At 64.2% G+C, this 13,946-nt stretch carries 16 protein-coding genes; 12 read left to right on the top strand and 4 right to left on the bottom strand.

The window, feature by feature from the left end:
• Positions 1 to 194: 194 nt before the first annotated feature.
• The 10 genes from EOD29_RS24150 to EOD29_RS24100 all read left to right on the top strand — a co-directional run bounded on the left by EOD29_RS24150 (position 195) and on the right by EOD29_RS24100 (position 8,509).
• On the top strand, positions 195 to 1,877 hold the full coding sequence (locus EOD29_RS24150) for a ParB N-terminal domain-containing protein (protein WP_127248120.1): 1,683 nt from the start codon (positions 195 to 197) through the stop codon (positions 1,875 to 1,877).
• An 85-nt stretch (positions 1,878 to 1,962) separates the two neighbouring features.
• Entirely contained in the window at positions 1,963 to 2,439 is a 477-nt protein-coding gene (locus EOD29_RS24145; RefSeq protein ID WP_127248119.1) for a hypothetical protein, read from the top strand.
• Positions 2,436 to 3,326, top strand: coding sequence for a hypothetical protein (locus EOD29_RS24140; RefSeq protein ID WP_245475399.1), 891 nt, complete (start codon positions 2,436 to 2,438; stop codon positions 3,324 to 3,326). The genes EOD29_RS24145 and EOD29_RS24140 overlap by 4 nt, the downstream gene beginning before the upstream one ends.
• On the top strand, positions 3,323 to 3,658 hold the full coding sequence (locus EOD29_RS24135; protein WP_127248118.1) for a hypothetical protein: 336 nt from the start codon (positions 3,323 to 3,325) through the stop codon (positions 3,656 to 3,658). The genes EOD29_RS24140 and EOD29_RS24135 overlap by 4 nt, the downstream gene beginning before the upstream one ends.
• Positions 3,659 to 4,121: 463 nt before the next feature.
• Positions 4,122 to 4,709: a hypothetical protein gene (locus tag EOD29_RS24130; protein WP_127248117.1), complete on the top strand. Its 588-nt coding sequence runs from the start codon at positions 4,122 to 4,124 to the stop codon at positions 4,707 to 4,709.
• A gap of 55 nt (positions 4,710 to 4,764) precedes the next feature.
• Positions 4,765 to 5,214 (top strand): GFA family protein, encoded by a 450-nt coding sequence (locus tag EOD29_RS24125; RefSeq protein WP_348630438.1) that lies wholly within the window; start codon positions 4,765 to 4,767, stop codon positions 5,212 to 5,214.
• 372 nt (positions 5,215 to 5,586) lie between these two features.
• Positions 5,587 to 5,772, top strand: a complete 186-nt coding sequence (locus EOD29_RS24120; RefSeq protein WP_164763821.1) for a hypothetical protein — start codon at positions 5,587 to 5,589, stop codon at positions 5,770 to 5,772.
• A 242-nt stretch (positions 5,773 to 6,014) separates the two neighbouring features.
• Positions 6,015 to 6,944 carry a zincin-like metallopeptidase domain-containing protein gene (locus tag EOD29_RS24115; protein WP_127248115.1) on the top strand — a complete coding sequence of 310 codons (930 nt, stop codon included), beginning with the start codon at positions 6,015 to 6,017 and terminating at the stop codon, positions 6,942 to 6,944.
• Positions 6,945 to 7,778: 834 nt separating this feature from the next.
• Entirely contained in the window at positions 7,779 to 8,177 is a 399-nt protein-coding gene (locus tag EOD29_RS24105) for a single-stranded DNA-binding protein (protein WP_127248113.1), read from the top strand.
• A 62-nt stretch (positions 8,178 to 8,239) separates the two neighbouring features.
• The gene (locus EOD29_RS24100) at positions 8,240 to 8,509 is read left to right on the top strand and encodes a DUF4326 domain-containing protein (protein ID WP_127248112.1); all 270 of its coding nucleotides are present in this window, start codon (positions 8,240 to 8,242) and stop codon (positions 8,507 to 8,509) included.
• A 14-nt stretch (positions 8,510 to 8,523) separates the two neighbouring features.
• Here the strand turns inward: EOD29_RS24100 and EOD29_RS24095 are convergent, their stop codons facing one another.
• The 4 genes from EOD29_RS24095 to EOD29_RS24080 form a co-directional block, all read right to left on the bottom strand.
• Positions 8,524 to 8,802: a WGR domain-containing protein gene (locus tag EOD29_RS24095; RefSeq protein WP_127248111.1), complete on the bottom strand. Its 279-nt coding sequence runs from the start codon at positions 8,800 to 8,802 to the stop codon at positions 8,524 to 8,526.
• Between the two features lie 97 nt (positions 8,803 to 8,899).
• Positions 8,900 to 9,178, bottom strand: a complete 279-nt coding sequence (locus EOD29_RS24090) for an HU family DNA-binding protein (RefSeq protein WP_127248110.1) — start codon at positions 9,176 to 9,178, stop codon at positions 8,900 to 8,902.
• 402 nt (positions 9,179 to 9,580) lie between these two features.
• A complete protein-coding gene (locus EOD29_RS24085) occupies positions 9,581 to 9,904 on the bottom strand; it encodes a hypothetical protein (protein WP_127248109.1) in 324 nt (107 codons plus the stop codon).
• A 4-nt stretch (positions 9,905 to 9,908) separates the two neighbouring features.
• The gene (locus EOD29_RS24080; RefSeq protein ID WP_029351004.1) at positions 9,909 to 10,595 is read right to left on the bottom strand and encodes a ParA family protein; all 687 of its coding nucleotides are present in this window, start codon (positions 10,593 to 10,595) and stop codon (positions 9,909 to 9,911) included.
• A 430-nt stretch (positions 10,596 to 11,025) separates the two neighbouring features.
• Here EOD29_RS24080 and EOD29_RS24075 point away from each other — a divergent pair, with 430 nt between their 5' ends.
• Both EOD29_RS24075 and EOD29_RS24070 read left to right on the top strand, forming a co-directional pair.
• Positions 11,026 to 11,406 carry a plasmid mobilization relaxosome protein MobC gene (locus EOD29_RS24075; RefSeq protein ID WP_127248108.1) on the top strand — a complete coding sequence of 127 codons (381 nt, stop codon included), beginning with the start codon at positions 11,026 to 11,028 and terminating at the stop codon, positions 11,404 to 11,406.
• Positions 11,403 to 13,760, top strand: a complete 2,358-nt coding sequence (locus EOD29_RS24070; protein WP_127248107.1) for a relaxase/mobilization nuclease domain-containing protein — start codon at positions 11,403 to 11,405, stop codon at positions 13,758 to 13,760. The genes EOD29_RS24075 and EOD29_RS24070 overlap by 4 nt, the downstream gene beginning before the upstream one ends.
• The last annotated feature ends 186 nt before the right edge of the window (positions 13,761 to 13,946 follow it).

Here is a 13,946-nt window from a genome sequence, read left to right as displayed (position 1 = left end):
CTCAATCGCCCCCGTCGCCATCCCGGCCCGTCATCCTGCGCAGGGCTGAAGAAGCCCCGCTTGGCCAGCCGGGCAGGGATGCTCGGGCGCAATTGCACCGGCCCGCCCGCTCCGCGGACCGGGGGATGTCTTCGAGAAGAAGACGGAAAGGACCGGCGCTGGGCCGCGTCCACAACTCTCCAAGGAGCATTCCCATGGAACTGAAGTTTGTCGATCCGCGCTCGCTCAAGGACAATCCCGACAAGGCACGCCGTTCCAAGTCCAGCCCGCAGGCCGACGCCCTGTTGCTGGCGACGATCAAGGCTGTCGGCATCGTGCAGCCGCCTGTCGTCGCCAGTGATGCCGATGGCGGCAACGGCTTTGTCATTGATGAGGGCCACCGTCGCGTCAAGCAGGCGATCGCCGCCGGTCTCGATGAGATCGCCGTTCTGGTCGTCCCTCGGGCCGAGGATGGCGGCGCCATGCGCTCGCTCGTGACGACTATCGCGCATGAGCAGCTCAATCCCGTCGACCAGTGGCGCGCCATCGAGCGTCTCGTGGCGCTCGGCTGGACCGAGGAGGCGATAGGCATCGCGCTCGCCCAGTCGGTGCGCCAGATCAAGAAGCTGCGCCTGCTCGCCAACGTGCTGCCGGCCATGCTCGATCACATGGCCAAGGGCGACATGCCCGACGAGCGGCAGCTCCGCACCATCGCGGCCGCCTCGCTCGACGAGCAGAAGGAAGTCTGGAAGGCCAACAAGCCGTCCAAAGGCGATCCGCAGGTCTCCTGGTGGAGCGTTGCTAACGCTCTCGCCAAGACCCGCATGTATGCACGCGACGCCAGCTTCGGCAACGACCTGCGAGAGGCCTACGGCATCGCCTGGGTCGAGGACCTGTTCGCCCCGGCTGACCAGGACAGCCGCTACACCACGGACGTCGATGCCTTCCTCGGTGCCCAGCAGGAATGGATGACCCAGAATCTGCCCAAGAAGGGCGTCATCGCCGAGGTCAGCAATTATGGCGAGGTGAAGTTGCCGCCCAAGGCCGAGCGGGTCTATGGCACGCCGAAGAAGTCGGACCACACTGCGATGTACCTTGACCGCGAGGGCAAGGTGAAGACGGTCCACTTCCGCATGCCCGAGGCGAAGAAGAAGGGCAAGGCTGCGGAAGAGGCCGGTGGCGCGGACGAGACACTGGTCGTCTCCAAGCCTCGTCCGGACGTGACGCGCAAGGGCGTCGAGATGATCGGCGACCTGCGCACCGACGCTCTGCATGAGGCGCTATCGCGCGCGCCGATCGAGGACGACACACTGCTCGCGCTGCTGGTCCTCGCATTCGCCGGCCAGAATGTACGCGTCGACTCCGGCGCGGGTGGTGATCATAGCTACGGCCGACGCTTCCCCCGTCACGCCGCGACGCTGTTCGATGCCGAGGGCAAGTTCGCCTTCGACACCGACACGCTTCGCATCGCCGCCCGCGGTGTGCTGATCGACGTGCTCTCCTGCCGCGAGGGCATGAGCAAGTCGGGCGTCGTGGCGCTCGTCGCCGGCTGTGCGATCGGGGCCGATGGCTTCCTCGCCAATATGGGCACGGAGGATTTCCTCTCCTGCCTGTCGCGGCCGGCGCTCGAAGGCTCGTGCGCCGACACGCCGGTGCTGCCCCGTGCGCGCGTGAAGGACACCCGCGCAGCGCTCGTCGAACACTTCAAGGAGGGCCATTTCGTCCACCCGGCGGCGCTGTTCGCCCCCGATGCGATCAGCCTTGCCGAATGGCTCGCCAAGAGCGCCGTCACCGAGGTCGAGGACGATGATGTGCCTGACGCCGAGGACGTCGGCGGCGAGGACCAGGTGCCCGAGGACCACGAGATCGAGGAGGGCTACCGCGAAGCCGCTGAGTAGCGCCCCGCGTCTTCTTTCGATCGCTCCGCCGCCGCCGGGTTCGCCCGGCGGCGGTTTCGTTTCCAGCCCACCTATGGAGGACCGCATGTCCGCGCATACGATATTTGAATCCGCGCCGATCGGCGCCATCGTCGCCTGGTCCGACGGCACGCCGCGGCCGCCGAAACGGCATTCCAAAAAGCTCGCCGCCTGGAAGAACAGCAACAGCCAGGGACGGCTCATCCGCAAACAGGGTGGTCGCGACGCCGGCAAGCTTGGCTCCAGCGGAAGCTTCACTCTGCACGAGGCCGATTTCGGCGCCGGCGGCGTCATCGCCATCCGTGTCCACCGGACCTTCTCGCTCGGCTCCAGCCTTCGCTTCATCATCGTCGAGCGCCCTCCGGTTGGCTCGGTGCGCGTGCTCGACCGTGCTGGTGACCATGCCGAGCTGGTCCACCTCGCTCCCCATGGAGCCGCCGCCCAACACTGGCTGTCGCAGCACGGCTATCCCAAGGCCGTGCTCGAGGACGTCACGGCCGACGAGGCGGCGGGCGATGTCGTCGAAGGGAGGACCGCGGCATGACCCGGATCCTCGAAACCTCAACCCCTTCGATCGAAGCCCCGGATTCGTCCGGGGCCATTTTCGGACGCAGCGCCGACGGCATGCTCGTCGCTCTTGTCGGTGAGCATGCTTTCGCGATGGTTCCCGCTCGCGACGGCCGGCACTATCTCGCTAGCGGTTGGCGGATTCGCCGGCCCATGTCGGGATGGATCCGGCTGGACTTCTACGGCCATTCCGGCGAGATTGCCGACGAACCAGCCTTCCGAGCGAAGGTGCTAGAACAGGCCCAACATCAGCGCGAGAAGCTGGCGCTCGACCGGCGCGAGGACCGGTCCCCGGCGCATACTCCATGGGGACCGTCACAGGGAGCAACCATCCACGCGGACGGTGTGACCTTCTATTCGACTGCCGGTCACGGCGGTTTCCATCTCTCCCCGGACCGAAACCGAGAAGTCCACCCTCTGCTCCGCGCCACTGACAGCTGGTACGAAGAGGACGAATGCTGGGCGATCGTCGCCATCTCCTTTCCACATCTGTTCACCGCCTTCGAGCGCCGCTGCGCCGAGCAGACCATCAAGGACTCCTGGCCGGACGCGTGGGAAGCGATCTTCGGCACCATCCTGGTTCCGGGCGAGTCCCGCAGGAAGGACCAGCGTGCCTTCGAGGCCGAGCACGCCGCCGACTGGATCGTCGTTTCAGCGATCGCGTCGGACCAGCAGAAAGGGTTCGTCGAGTGCGTCGCCACGCCCGGTGGCAAACGCGGCCCCGGCACCGAGGAACGTCGCTTCCTCGTGCCCAGCGGAGAATACGAGATCGGCCGGTTCGGCTTCGTCATCGATCCGGATCGTCATCCCGTCTATGCCGGTCCGTCGAGCTTTATCGGCAGGCGGGGGAGGGGGTCGCCATGACTCTCGCGCCCGAGCTGCAACGTCAGCTGTCCCGCATGGAGGAGGCGCGCCGGCAAACGCAGCGTCAGTTGGACATGGTCGACCGGCAGATCACGCGCCGGATGACCGCGCTCATCCCCGGCCTGCTGCCACGGCGGACGCACTATCGACGCGGCAAGGCACCCGATCCCGGCGCGTTCCTCGAGCGCTATCGATCCCAGCTCGCAGCCCTGACCGCAGAGCGCCAGCCGGAGATCGACGCATTGTCGCGCAAGCTCGCACGGCAGGAGCAGGCCATCGCCAGATTCCTCGACCGGCAGGGCGAAGCCGCTGACATGAGCGAGCAGGTCTAGCGACGCCGCTGTCCAAGCGACAGGTGGGCGGTGTCGATGATGCCGCATGCTGCACGCACACGAGCGACCATCGTGGTGATGGTGGTCGAGGCAGCGATACGGCAGGATCGACACCAGCGATTGGCAGATGGTCATGACCGCCTGTCCTTCGGTTCCCATGTCGAAATCGAGGTCCCGTGCCGGTCCTCCCTCTGGCTTCATGCGGTCCTGAACCGGCGGCCGTTCGCTTCAAGGCCGCGTTCCGCGCCGCGGGGCGGCCGGATCGAACCGGTCTCGACATGGCAGGCCCGCGTCCTGCGCGAGGGCGGAAGGGCGCCCTGCTCGGCCGCAAACCTTCCATGCTCGCCTCGGTCCGCCCGGACCCTGAAGCGCCCGTCATACCGCCGGTTCTGTCGGTCCGCGCCCGAGAGAGGGCCGGCATGGGGCCGGTCCAAGCTTCGGGGAACCGAAGAAGGAAAATGCCATGACCAAGAAAGCTGCCAACGCCCGCTCCAGCGCCCGCGTCGTCCCGCTCCGCAAGGGCACCACAATCCAGATGGTCCGGCTCGCCTGCCCCGATGCCGCACAGTGCTCCCTCATCGCAGAGAGCTTCGGCCTGCCGGTCCTCGACAGCGACGGCATCCGCGAGCTGCACGAGAAGCTCATCATCGATACGGCCGCAGCGCTCGACGAGGGACTTGGCGAACGCGCCATGCAGATCCACCTGCAGCGCATCGTCGGAGCGTATGTCGGCTCCGCTCATGGCGCCGGCCAATTCTACAGCCGCTCCGTGACCGAGGCCCGCGATGCGACGGCCAAGGCCGCCTGCGATGATCGCGACGAGGATGTCGGTGGCCCGGTCGGCTTCGACAGCGCCGCCCAGCGCAAGCGGGAGTTCGCCGCCGACATGGCGCTCCAGTCCCACGCGCTGCGTATGGCCGCGGAGGGCGCCGTCAATGCCTATGAACAGGTCGTCGGCGAGGTCTGGAAGCCCTTCGAACGGCCGGTTGAGAACCCCGGGCAGAGCGTCGATCGCAAGGCAGCCGACCTGCAGATGGCGGCTCTCGGATGAAAGCCTTGGGCGGAGCCTCGGCTCCGCCCCTGCCGTCTTCTGATCACTCCGGGCGATGCGCCAACCGCTTCGGCCCGTGATCCCGTTGCAAATCGCAGCAACAAGGGACGATTATGGCGACATGACGGGAGTGTCTCGATCCGCTCAATGCGCGTGTGGCCAGGTGCAACTGGACTGCAGCGGCGAGCCGGCCAAGGTGTCTGTATGCCATTGCCTCGAGTGCCAGCGGCGCACGGGTTCCGTTTTCGGCGTCGCGGTGTTCTTTGCCCGCTCACAAGTCCGGATTTCAGGAGAAACCCGCGTTTATAGTCGCGGCAGCGACGGCGGGTTCTCCGTGACGCACCACTTTTGTCCCGAGTGCGGAACAACTGCGTTCTGGTACCCGTCGAGGAAGCCGAAAATGGTGGCGATTGGCCTGGGTTGCTTCGCGAATCCGAAGTTTCAGCCACCGCACCAGCAGGTCTACGAACATCATCGGCACGCCTGGGTCACGCTGACGCTCTAGCCATTGTGTGCGTATCGATAGCAACGCCCCGCTAGCCATGGCACTTCCGTGATTGGCGACGTGGCGCTGCGACCGTGGAAATCATCCTGAAACCGAGACCTCTCCTGCCGCTGAACCGAGCGGCGGTGGGCTTTCGGATCGGGTGTGCGAGACGCTGACTCGACAGTGGTCGGGCAGGACTTGCCGCAGACCAATCCGCTCTTTCGAGATGGCATTCCTGGTGCGGAGGCGGATCTTCCACGATCAACCCGCGAGGGGTCCGCTAGCAAGCTGCGGCCGCTCGGCTCAAGCCTTCGCGGTGATCGCGCCCGCCGCCGCACACTGACGGAGCCATCGAGCGGGAATTGGCCCGCTCCAAGATGGAGCCCTCAGATGTCCCACAATCTCACTCTCGCCCAGAAGGCCGCCTGGCACCTCGCCCGCACCCTTATGGCCCCGGTCGTCCTCTTCCAGGTCGACGACGAATTCGGCGTCCTGCCCGCCGACGAGCTCGACGACGCCGATGTCGAAATCCTCTTCGAATACGATCCCTATAGCGGGGGCCGGTCGGTTCATTGAACAGGCCTCGCTCCCAACCGCTTCAAGGCGGCGCCAGGCGCCGCCTTTTTCTTTCTGCCGCCCGCTCGCGGCCCCGTCCTGCCCCGCGGTCCTGGCGGAGCCGGGCGGTCAGCGCAACGGCGTTGCCGTCCTCCACTTGCGCTGCGGCCCTTCGGGTGCGCGGCCCGCCCTCCTGCTCTGCCTTGGCGGACCCCGTGACGGGGCCGCGATCGGCGCGGCCTCCAAAATGGAGGTTCATGAAAATGAGCAGGAAAGAAAAGGAACCGCGCGTCGACATCTATGCGCGCATCACCAACCGGATCATGGCCGAGCTGGAGAGGGGCGTCCGCCCCTGGATGCAGCCATGGCATTCCACCAATGCCATCGGCCGCGTAACCCGGCCGCTGCGGCACAACGGTCTCCCCTATAGCGGCATGAACGTGCTGCTGCTGTGGTCGGAGGCGATCGCACGCGGCTACGCCGCGCCGATGTGGATGACCTTCAAGCAGGCCCTCGAACTCGGGGGCGCGGTTCGCAAGGGCGAAACCGGCTCGATGGTCGTCTTCGCCAGCCGCTTCACCAAGACCGAGACGGATGCCGCCGGTGAGGAATTCGATCGCGAAATCCCGTTCCTCAAGGCCTACTCCGTCTTTAACGTCGCACAGATCGACGGCCTACCCGATCATTACTATGGGCATCAGGCAGAGCCGGTGCGCGACCCGATCGCGCGCATCGAGCACACGGATCGCTTCTTCGCCAACACCGGGGCGGCGATCCGGCATGGCGGTGATCGCGCCTACTTTTCGCCGGTCACTGACCATATCCAGATGCCGCCGTTCCAGACGTTCCGCGATGCCGCGGCGTATGTGGCGACCCTCAGTCATGAAGCCACGCATTGGACGTCGGCGCCGCATCGGGTGAACCGCGATCTCAGCCGCTATAGCAAGGATCGAAGCGAGCGAGCCCGCGAAGAACTGATCGCCGAGCTCGGAAGCTGTTTCCTCTGCGCCGATCTCGGCATCGCGCCCGAACTCGAACCGCGTTCTGACCATGCAAGCTATCTCGGCTCGTGGCTAAAGGTGCTCGCAGACGACAAGCGGGCAATCTTCTCGGCCGCTGCCCATGCGCAGCGCGCCGTCGCCTTCCTGCACGGCCTTCAGCCCGCGGCTTCCGACGAGCGCGAGGCCGCCTGATGTTTCACGCACCGATAGCAGGCGGGGAGGGTCACGGACCTTCCCCGATGCCCGGCAGCGCGCCGACCAGAGCTGGGCGCGAAACAAGGCGCCGATGGCCGTCTATTGTAAGGCCGTCGGCGTCTATGCCGGCCATCTCCATCGCGTTCTGCGGCCGACCGAGCCCTGCTGGCGGAGAACATGACGATGGCGCGCCATCTTCTCTCCCGGAGGGGGACCGATCCGCGCGCTGGCAGGAAAGGTCGTCCCAAGGTCATCTGGGGCTGCGCGAGATCGGCGAGCGAGGGCGGTTGGGCGAGATCGGGGTGACCGCCGGCTCTATCCTCGGTGCCGCCCACGGCCACGGTGTTAGTGCGTGCGCACACCGTGGATCCTTCAGCCTATCGGGGGCTGGGCGAAACCATCTCGCCGTCGCGTTGCCGGCCTCAAGTGCCGGTGCATGGGACGCTGCTCGGCGGCGCTGAACGCCCTTGTCGCGATCTTGATATCGACCCGCAGCAGAGGCACCGCCGGGCGTCGGAGATGTGCCGCATGTCATGGCGACATCCCGGACAACGCGCGATTGCTGGAAGTGAAACGGCTGTACCTATCCTGTCCCTCTGAGCTGCCGGTGGCAAAATCCCTCCGAAACGAAATGAGCCCCTAAGTCCATTCGGTTTCCGGCCGCAATCCCGCGCGGCAGCGGACCGTGTTGGCGCTGCGCGCCTGCCCGCACCACTCCTTGCCTTGGGGACAAGCCGTCGCGTTCCGCTCGGTTGCAGGCGTCTCCCGCTGTCCTTGGCCGGGTCTCGTTCGGAGGGACAGTCCCCCGGACGAGCAAAATGGAGACAGGAAATGACCAACATCGTTCTTCTCGCCGGCAACATCGGCAACGATCCGGATATGATGAACACCCGCGGTGGCACCAAGATCACCGACTTCCGGCTGGCGACCTCCCGCCCGCGCCGCACCGACGGCAAGGTGGTCAAGGGCAAGGATGGCTACACCGAGCAGGACACCGAATGGCACCGCATCAAGTGCTTCAACGGCCTCGCCGAGACGGTGCAGAAGCACTGCGTCAAGGGCATGAAGGTCGCGGTGCGCGGGCGCATCCACTACACAAGGTGGACGGACAACGACGACATCGAGCGCTACAGCTCCGAGATCATCGCCGACGCCGTCGACTTCCTCGCCTGGCCCAAGCGCGACAGCGCCGGCAATCAGACCGAGGAGACGGACGACATCCCGTTCTGAGCCCGGATCGGATGGCCCCGCCGCGAGGCGGGGCCACCCCTCATGCAGAAAGGAGCACCGTGATGTGCAGAGTTCTCAACGCCCGGAGCGTGGGCAAAGCGGCCGCGCCCGGGCGCGTCTATATCGGGCGGCCGAGCAAATGGGGAAACCCCTTCGTCATCGGTCCCGATGGCTCGCGCGCCGAGGTTATCGCGAAGTATCGGGCGTGGATTGCATCACAGCCCGAACTGCTCGAAACGCTCGACGAATTGCGAGGTCAGGATCTCGTGTGCTGGTGCGCGTCAGAGGCGTGCCACGGCGACGTGCTGCTCGAGCTCGCCAACCGGCGATGACTGGTGTGGCCCCGTCACCTGGGCGGGGCCACTTCTGCATGTCGACCGGCGGACCTGGGCCGATAGCCGCGCATCCGCTTGGCGTGCAACAGCTCGAGAAATAGCCCGAGGGCCTCGCCCTCATCGTCGAAGGAGTGCTGGACCACGCGGCCGGTCGTTCCGATCCGGCCCCATCTGCGAACCAGGCAGGCCTGGCCGAACAGCGTTTCCTCGATCGACAGCGCGTAGAAACGGGCCATGTTCCGGCCTGCGTCCCGGCGTTCGATATAGAGGCGATACTGCTGCGCGATCATTGCGAGCAGAATCGCGCAGCCGGAATCCGGCGTCCAATGATTGGTTTGAATCACCGAACTCGGATCGATTCATTATAGTGATGGGTCGGCGCGAACGTCAGCCGTTCAGCGCGTCCTTGACCGCTTTCGCCGGCGTGAAGGAGAGCTTCTTGGATGCGGCGATTTTGATCGTGGCGCCCGTCGACGGGTTGCGCCCCTCACGCGCCGGCGTGTCCTTGACCTTGAACTTGCCGAAGCCCGGTATGCTGGTTTCCGACCCCGATCGGGCGGCGCCCGAGATCTCGTTGAACACGCTCTCCACGATTGCCTTGGCCTGCGCCTTGCTCAGGCTCTGCTCCGTGGCAATCTTGTCGGCGATTTCGGTTGTCGTCGTCATGATCTGCATATCCTCTGTTGCATCATCCTCGCCTACCTATGGCAATTACAACATGCCACTGGAACTCACGGAGGCCGGGGTTTCGTCGGCAATCCACTGGAAATAGCCGCGGATACCAATTCCAGGATCTTCCATGCTCTGACAAGAGGCGGATGTACACAAGCAGCTTCCGAAATCTCCAAGGTCGACCAGCCCTGCGCTGATCGCGTGGGGTTGGCGAACGACGCGTCAAGCGCGAAGATATAGTTTGGGCGCTGTAGGTGCGGCCCGCATCGACGGGCAGAATGGCCCGTCGATGCTCCCAAGCCCCGGTGACCGTGCTTGAGCACTGTCAAGGTCGCGTGGATCTGCGCCGCAGATCAGTGCGCCGCGAAGCGGTTGCCTTGACAGCGCGAAACGCGGTCACATTTTCGGAAGGCGATCGGCGTGCTTCTCCAGAAAATCATTGACGGCTTCAACGTAGTAATCATTGACCCGCCTGCCTTCCGAAGCAGCGAGCAAGCGCAGGCGCCGCTTGTCCTTGGCGGCGACATAGATGGTCGTCGGCTCTCTCTTGTCTTCCCGGAGCGATTTTCCAGCGACAGGATCGCGTTTTTCGCCCTCTTCCTTCACCTTGCGGATATCGGTGCCGCTCAGCTCGAGTTTTGGGCGATTGAGCTTGGGAAGCGCAGGCGAAGCCGGCTGCATCACGCTCAGCAGGGCGTCCTTTTTGGCGTTGTTGTCCATCACGTCACTCCGCTGCGGCCGACCGGTTTGCCTCAATCACATACTGGACAATCTCGGCAAATATCGCCTCGGATTCGACTATCGCCTTCGGGTCCACTCGGCCGCCCGCGTAGAGCGTCGCACCGGTCTGCATGTCCTTGTAAGCAATGCGGTAGGGCATTTCATCTCCGGCAATTCGTGTGCCGTCTTGCTGGATGATCTCCCGCAAGTCGGCAAGCGCCCTTGCCCGCTTGTCAATCACGGTGTTGTTCGTGAACACATACATCACCGGCAGGGCAAAGCCGCGGTTGTCTGCGACCAGGGGAATGTGACCGTTTACAAGCTGATGAGCGGCGGTGATGTCGTCCATGGCAAGATGCACCGGCACCACGGCGATGTCGGCGGCAAAAAGCGCAGCGGTCAGTTCGTCATTGGTCTTGCCTTCGGTGTCGATGATGACCAGCTTGCCTTGCCTGTCCCGTTCCTGGGCGAGAGCGAGGATTTCGGTGGGCGTCGTGACCGCCACGATCTCCAGATTGTCGGGCTTGTTGCCGAAGCGGTCGAGTAGCATCGACCAGCGGTCGATATTCTTGCGCTCGTCGGCGTCAATGACAAAAACTTGGTGGCCTTGGTGCGCGGCGACACTCGCCAAGGCACGCACGAGCGTGGATTTTCCAACGCCGCCTTTTGCCACGGCAACGGTGATGATCATCAGGCTCCGTCCTTCGCTGAAAGCGCTATAGCGTTCTGATTTATAACGTTGCGGCGCTGCAACTTTCAAGCAATTTGATACTTTAATTTATGCCGCTGCACGGCCATGCCATCATGATGTTATGCCGCCATGAATTGCAGCGTTGTGCCGTCATGACGCTGCGCCATTGTGACGGTGTGTCGCTACACCGTTGTGACGGCATAGAGTAATAGCGTTATAGTGCTAAAGCATCGTGCCATTATAAACGATGTATGCGCGGCAGCGTGTAGGATGAAAATGAATGCACCCGAAGCGGCGCATGTGTTTCTCTTGTTTTTCCCTCATGTTTAAGTTATTTCTTCTTTGGCAGGATAGCGAGATTTGTGGAACAAATCCCTTTTGCGCACCCGCGTTGCGGGCTTAGGTTGGAAAACATGGGGAAAACTAGGCCGTGCCACGCCAGCGCGTCAGTTACGGAGAAGTCGTCAGGTTCCGCGTGAGTGCCGACGAAAAGGCGGCACTCACCGCCGCCAGCGAGCGCGAAGGAGTGCCGGAATCCGAGGTCATCCGCCGTCTTTTGCGCGCCGAAACAGGGCTGTTTCTGCCGGTGGCCGATGTCGATCGGCCCGCGATCGAGGGACTTCACGAGCAGATGCGCAAGATCGGCGGCAACCTCAATCAGGCCGTTCGCGCCATGAATGCCGGGCGTGTCGGCTATGAACCAGCGCTCGCCAAGAGCCTCGCGGCGCTTCTCGGAATGATGCAGCCGATGACCAAGCGGCTTGCGGCCATGGCGCGGCCAGCGCGGTCGCGACGGAGCCCGGATGAATGAGCGGGTATTTCACCGAGCTGGCGCTCAGCATTGACGCGATGCTTGGCGGTACCGCGCCGGCGGTCGAGGCAGGGATAGCGGACGAGCTGTCGGACGCAGAGGAGATCCGGCGGCGGGCTTATGCCACCACTGTAGCAGCCTGGAGCTCACCGGTAGCGACACTGGGCACCGACAGTCCACCGGCGACGCGATCGGCCGGGCGTGCTGCGGGGATAGGGAAGGGCAGCGCAAAAGTTTCGTCGACGCAGCGGGCGTCCGTTGGAGCGCAAGCGAAAACGGCCGCGCCAAGAGCCGTGAAATTTGCTGCCACCGGAATTTCGACGCCAAACGCGCCTGCAGCACCCCTCACGGCGCCGGCAGCAGTTGCCGGCCCGAAGGACTCTGTAACCATTAGCGGCGCGCTGCGGCCGTTTACCGGGCAAAATGACCCGATCGCCGTTTTCACCAAAGTCGCTTCAATGGCGGTCGCCAATGACGAAGATGAAAGACGGCGACGGGGAGGGGGCGGCGGTGGCGGCCGTCCGGTTCCGACCTCTGTCGCAAAGACCACGCGCGGACCAAGCCATGCGCAGGCGATCGCGGCGCGCGCGGGAATCGCCGCCGGCGCGCAGCCAGCGGTGTTCAAGGTCATTTCGACTGCGGGGACGAAGGGTGCTGCCGGCGCCTTGCTCGAATATCTCGGCACCAGGCCCGATGAGGACGGCAAGAAACACGATATCGAGGTTTTCACGAGTTCGGGACTTAGTGTCGATACCCGCGAACAGCGACGGGCGCTTCTGGACGAGTGGCAGGAAGACTTTCGCGAGCCGTTCCAGAACACGAATTTCATCGAGGTCGACGTCGACCTCTCCGGCGATCCCGGCCGGGATGATCTGCACGACGCCTTGAATGCCGCGTTCGGCAGCAAGCCCTTCGTCTATGCGCGCGCCGGCACCACCGTGAAGGTCTATGCCTACACCGACATGAAAGCGGCAGCACTTGCAAAGGCGTTGCAGAAGCTCGACCACGAAAACGGCAGGGGAGGGGTCCTGCAACGGGCGGATGACGGGATCACGGCCCGGCTGAAGGACGCAGGCGTCGCCGGCCAGGCTGAGATCAAAGCCGCCGTTTCGACCGAAAGAGGCGGCCAATATTTTTTGCAAAAGTTCATTCGCGCCAATACCGGTGTGATCAAGTCCGATGGCGAAGAGCTGCCGGCCGGGCAGCGTGCGGACAAGGCCGCGCAAGCCCTCTATGCGTCGTGGAAGGCGGATTTCAAGACGGTAGAGCCACGCAATGTTTATCACGTCGTCTTTTCGGCCAGGGCCGGCACGGACACGCGGGCGTTGCTGAGCGCGGCCGAGAACGTGCTTGCCGAAAAGATCCCTGACCACAAATGGGCGATCGCTCATCATCCGGAGACCGGGCACGTCCACGTGCACGCGATGATCCTCGCGCGCTCGGAGAGCGGCCGGCAGCTGCATTTCAGCAAAGCTGACCTCTATGACTGGCGGGCGACCTTCGCCGAAAAAGCTCGCGAGGAGGGGATTGCCATGGTGGCGACCAGCCGCATGGATTTTGCCGCTTCGCGGCCCTTCAACATGCGCCAGGCCGGAGCGTACGAACGATCGAAGCGGGACACGCGTTACTCTGTCTCATCGACGATCGCGCAACGCGTCGAAGCGAAGCGTCAGGCCTTTTTCGAGGCAAAGACCATCGCCGCCCATGGGGCAGGGATCTCAAGTGGCTGGCAGCTGACGGCCACCATGTTGCGCGAGGCCATGCCCGGGTCGCGAGCGGACGCCGGCGCAGCAGCGTTTTCGGCCGCTATCGCCGAGGTCGCGGCGGTTCAGAGGTCCGAACTTCGCGCGACGCCGGCGTCAAGCGGGGTGGTGACACCGCTATCGCGGTCGATCAAAAAAGTTGATACTCTAATTGACCTAGCCAGCCGCATACAGGAGATCATGAGCATGGAATTGTCGCCGCTGGAACTTCGCCGCAAGATCGCGGATGTGAACAAGGCCTTTGATCGGATCGACGGCTCCTTGTCGAAGAAGGAGGACAAGCACGAGCTCGCTGGCATACGCGAGGAAATGAACGGCCTCTTGAACGAACGGCTGAATGACGTGCGGGTGCAGGCGGCTACTGGCGGAACCGGGGCCACTGACTCGGTGCGAGACGAAGGCCGCTCTCTTCGCGAAAAAGAACGGCAGGCCAAGACTCAAGACCGCGCGAACGAGCAGAACCCAAGGCAGCCCGACAGACAGGCCGCGCCGGGCTCCGCAGCGGGAAAGAAGGCCGAGCAGCAGGCGGCCCGTGTCGAACGGCAAAACCGCGACACTCAGCGCTCTTTGGACGACGATCGGGAGCGTTGAGTAGAGGGTTGGCAGCCTTTCAAACGACGTGAGTCGGACCCCTTGCGGACGACCCTGATGGGAGGTCAAGGGAACGAAGTGACCCAAATGTTCGCCAACGCACGCTAAATGTCGGCTACGGGGTGGGTCAAGAACAGTCATTCGCTGCAACCGCGACCGCGACAGGTCGACTCGGGAAAGCGGACA

This window comes from Mesorhizobium sp. M1A.T.Ca.IN.004.03.1.1, assembly GCF_003997555.1.
Classification (GTDB): Bacteria; Pseudomonadota; Alphaproteobacteria; order Rhizobiales; family Rhizobiaceae; genus Mesorhizobium.
The sequence above is the reverse complement of the archived record's forward strand: the minus strand, read 5'-3'. Positions and strand labels throughout refer to the sequence as shown.

Excerpts from the sequence above, each read along its gene's own strand:
- EOD29_RS24150 (WP_127248120.1), top strand. The coding sequence starts at position 195 with ATGGAACTGAAGTTTGTCGATCCGCGCTCGCTCAAGGACAATCCCGAC.
- EOD29_RS24145 (WP_127248119.1), top strand. The coding sequence starts at position 1,963 with ATGTCCGCGCATACGATATTTGAATCCGCGCCGATCGGCGCCATCGTC.
- EOD29_RS24140 (WP_245475399.1), top strand. The coding sequence starts at position 2,436 with ATGACCCGGATCCTCGAAACCTCAACCCCTTCGATCGAAGCCCCGGAT.
- EOD29_RS24135 (WP_127248118.1), top strand. The coding sequence starts at position 3,323 with ATGACTCTCGCGCCCGAGCTGCAACGTCAGCTGTCCCGCATGGAGGAG.
- EOD29_RS24130 (WP_127248117.1), top strand. The coding sequence starts at position 4,122 with ATGACCAAGAAAGCTGCCAACGCCCGCTCCAGCGCCCGCGTCGTCCCG.
- EOD29_RS24125 (WP_348630438.1), top strand. The coding sequence starts at position 4,765 with ATGCGCCAACCGCTTCGGCCCGTGATCCCGTTGCAAATCGCAGCAACA.
- EOD29_RS24120 (WP_164763821.1), top strand. The coding sequence starts at position 5,587 with ATGTCCCACAATCTCACTCTCGCCCAGAAGGCCGCCTGGCACCTCGCC.
- EOD29_RS24115 (WP_127248115.1), top strand. The coding sequence starts at position 6,015 with ATGAGCAGGAAAGAAAAGGAACCGCGCGTCGACATCTATGCGCGCATC.
- EOD29_RS24105 (WP_127248113.1), top strand. The coding sequence starts at position 7,779 with ATGACCAACATCGTTCTTCTCGCCGGCAACATCGGCAACGATCCGGAT.
- EOD29_RS24100 (WP_127248112.1), top strand. The coding sequence starts at position 8,240 with ATGTGCAGAGTTCTCAACGCCCGGAGCGTGGGCAAAGCGGCCGCGCCC.
- EOD29_RS24095 (WP_127248111.1), bottom strand. The coding sequence starts at position 8,802 with ATGATCGCGCAGCAGTATCGCCTCTATATCGAACGCCGGGACGCAGGC.
- EOD29_RS24090 (WP_127248110.1), bottom strand. The coding sequence starts at position 9,178 with ATGACGACGACAACCGAAATCGCCGACAAGATTGCCACGGAGCAGAGC.
- EOD29_RS24085 (WP_127248109.1), bottom strand. The coding sequence starts at position 9,904 with ATGGACAACAACGCCAAAAAGGACGCCCTGCTGAGCGTGATGCAGCCG.
- EOD29_RS24080 (WP_029351004.1), bottom strand. The coding sequence starts at position 10,595 with ATGATCATCACCGTTGCCGTGGCAAAAGGCGGCGTTGGAAAATCCACG.
- EOD29_RS24070 (WP_127248107.1), top strand. The coding sequence starts at position 11,403 with ATGAGCGGGTATTTCACCGAGCTGGCGCTCAGCATTGACGCGATGCTT.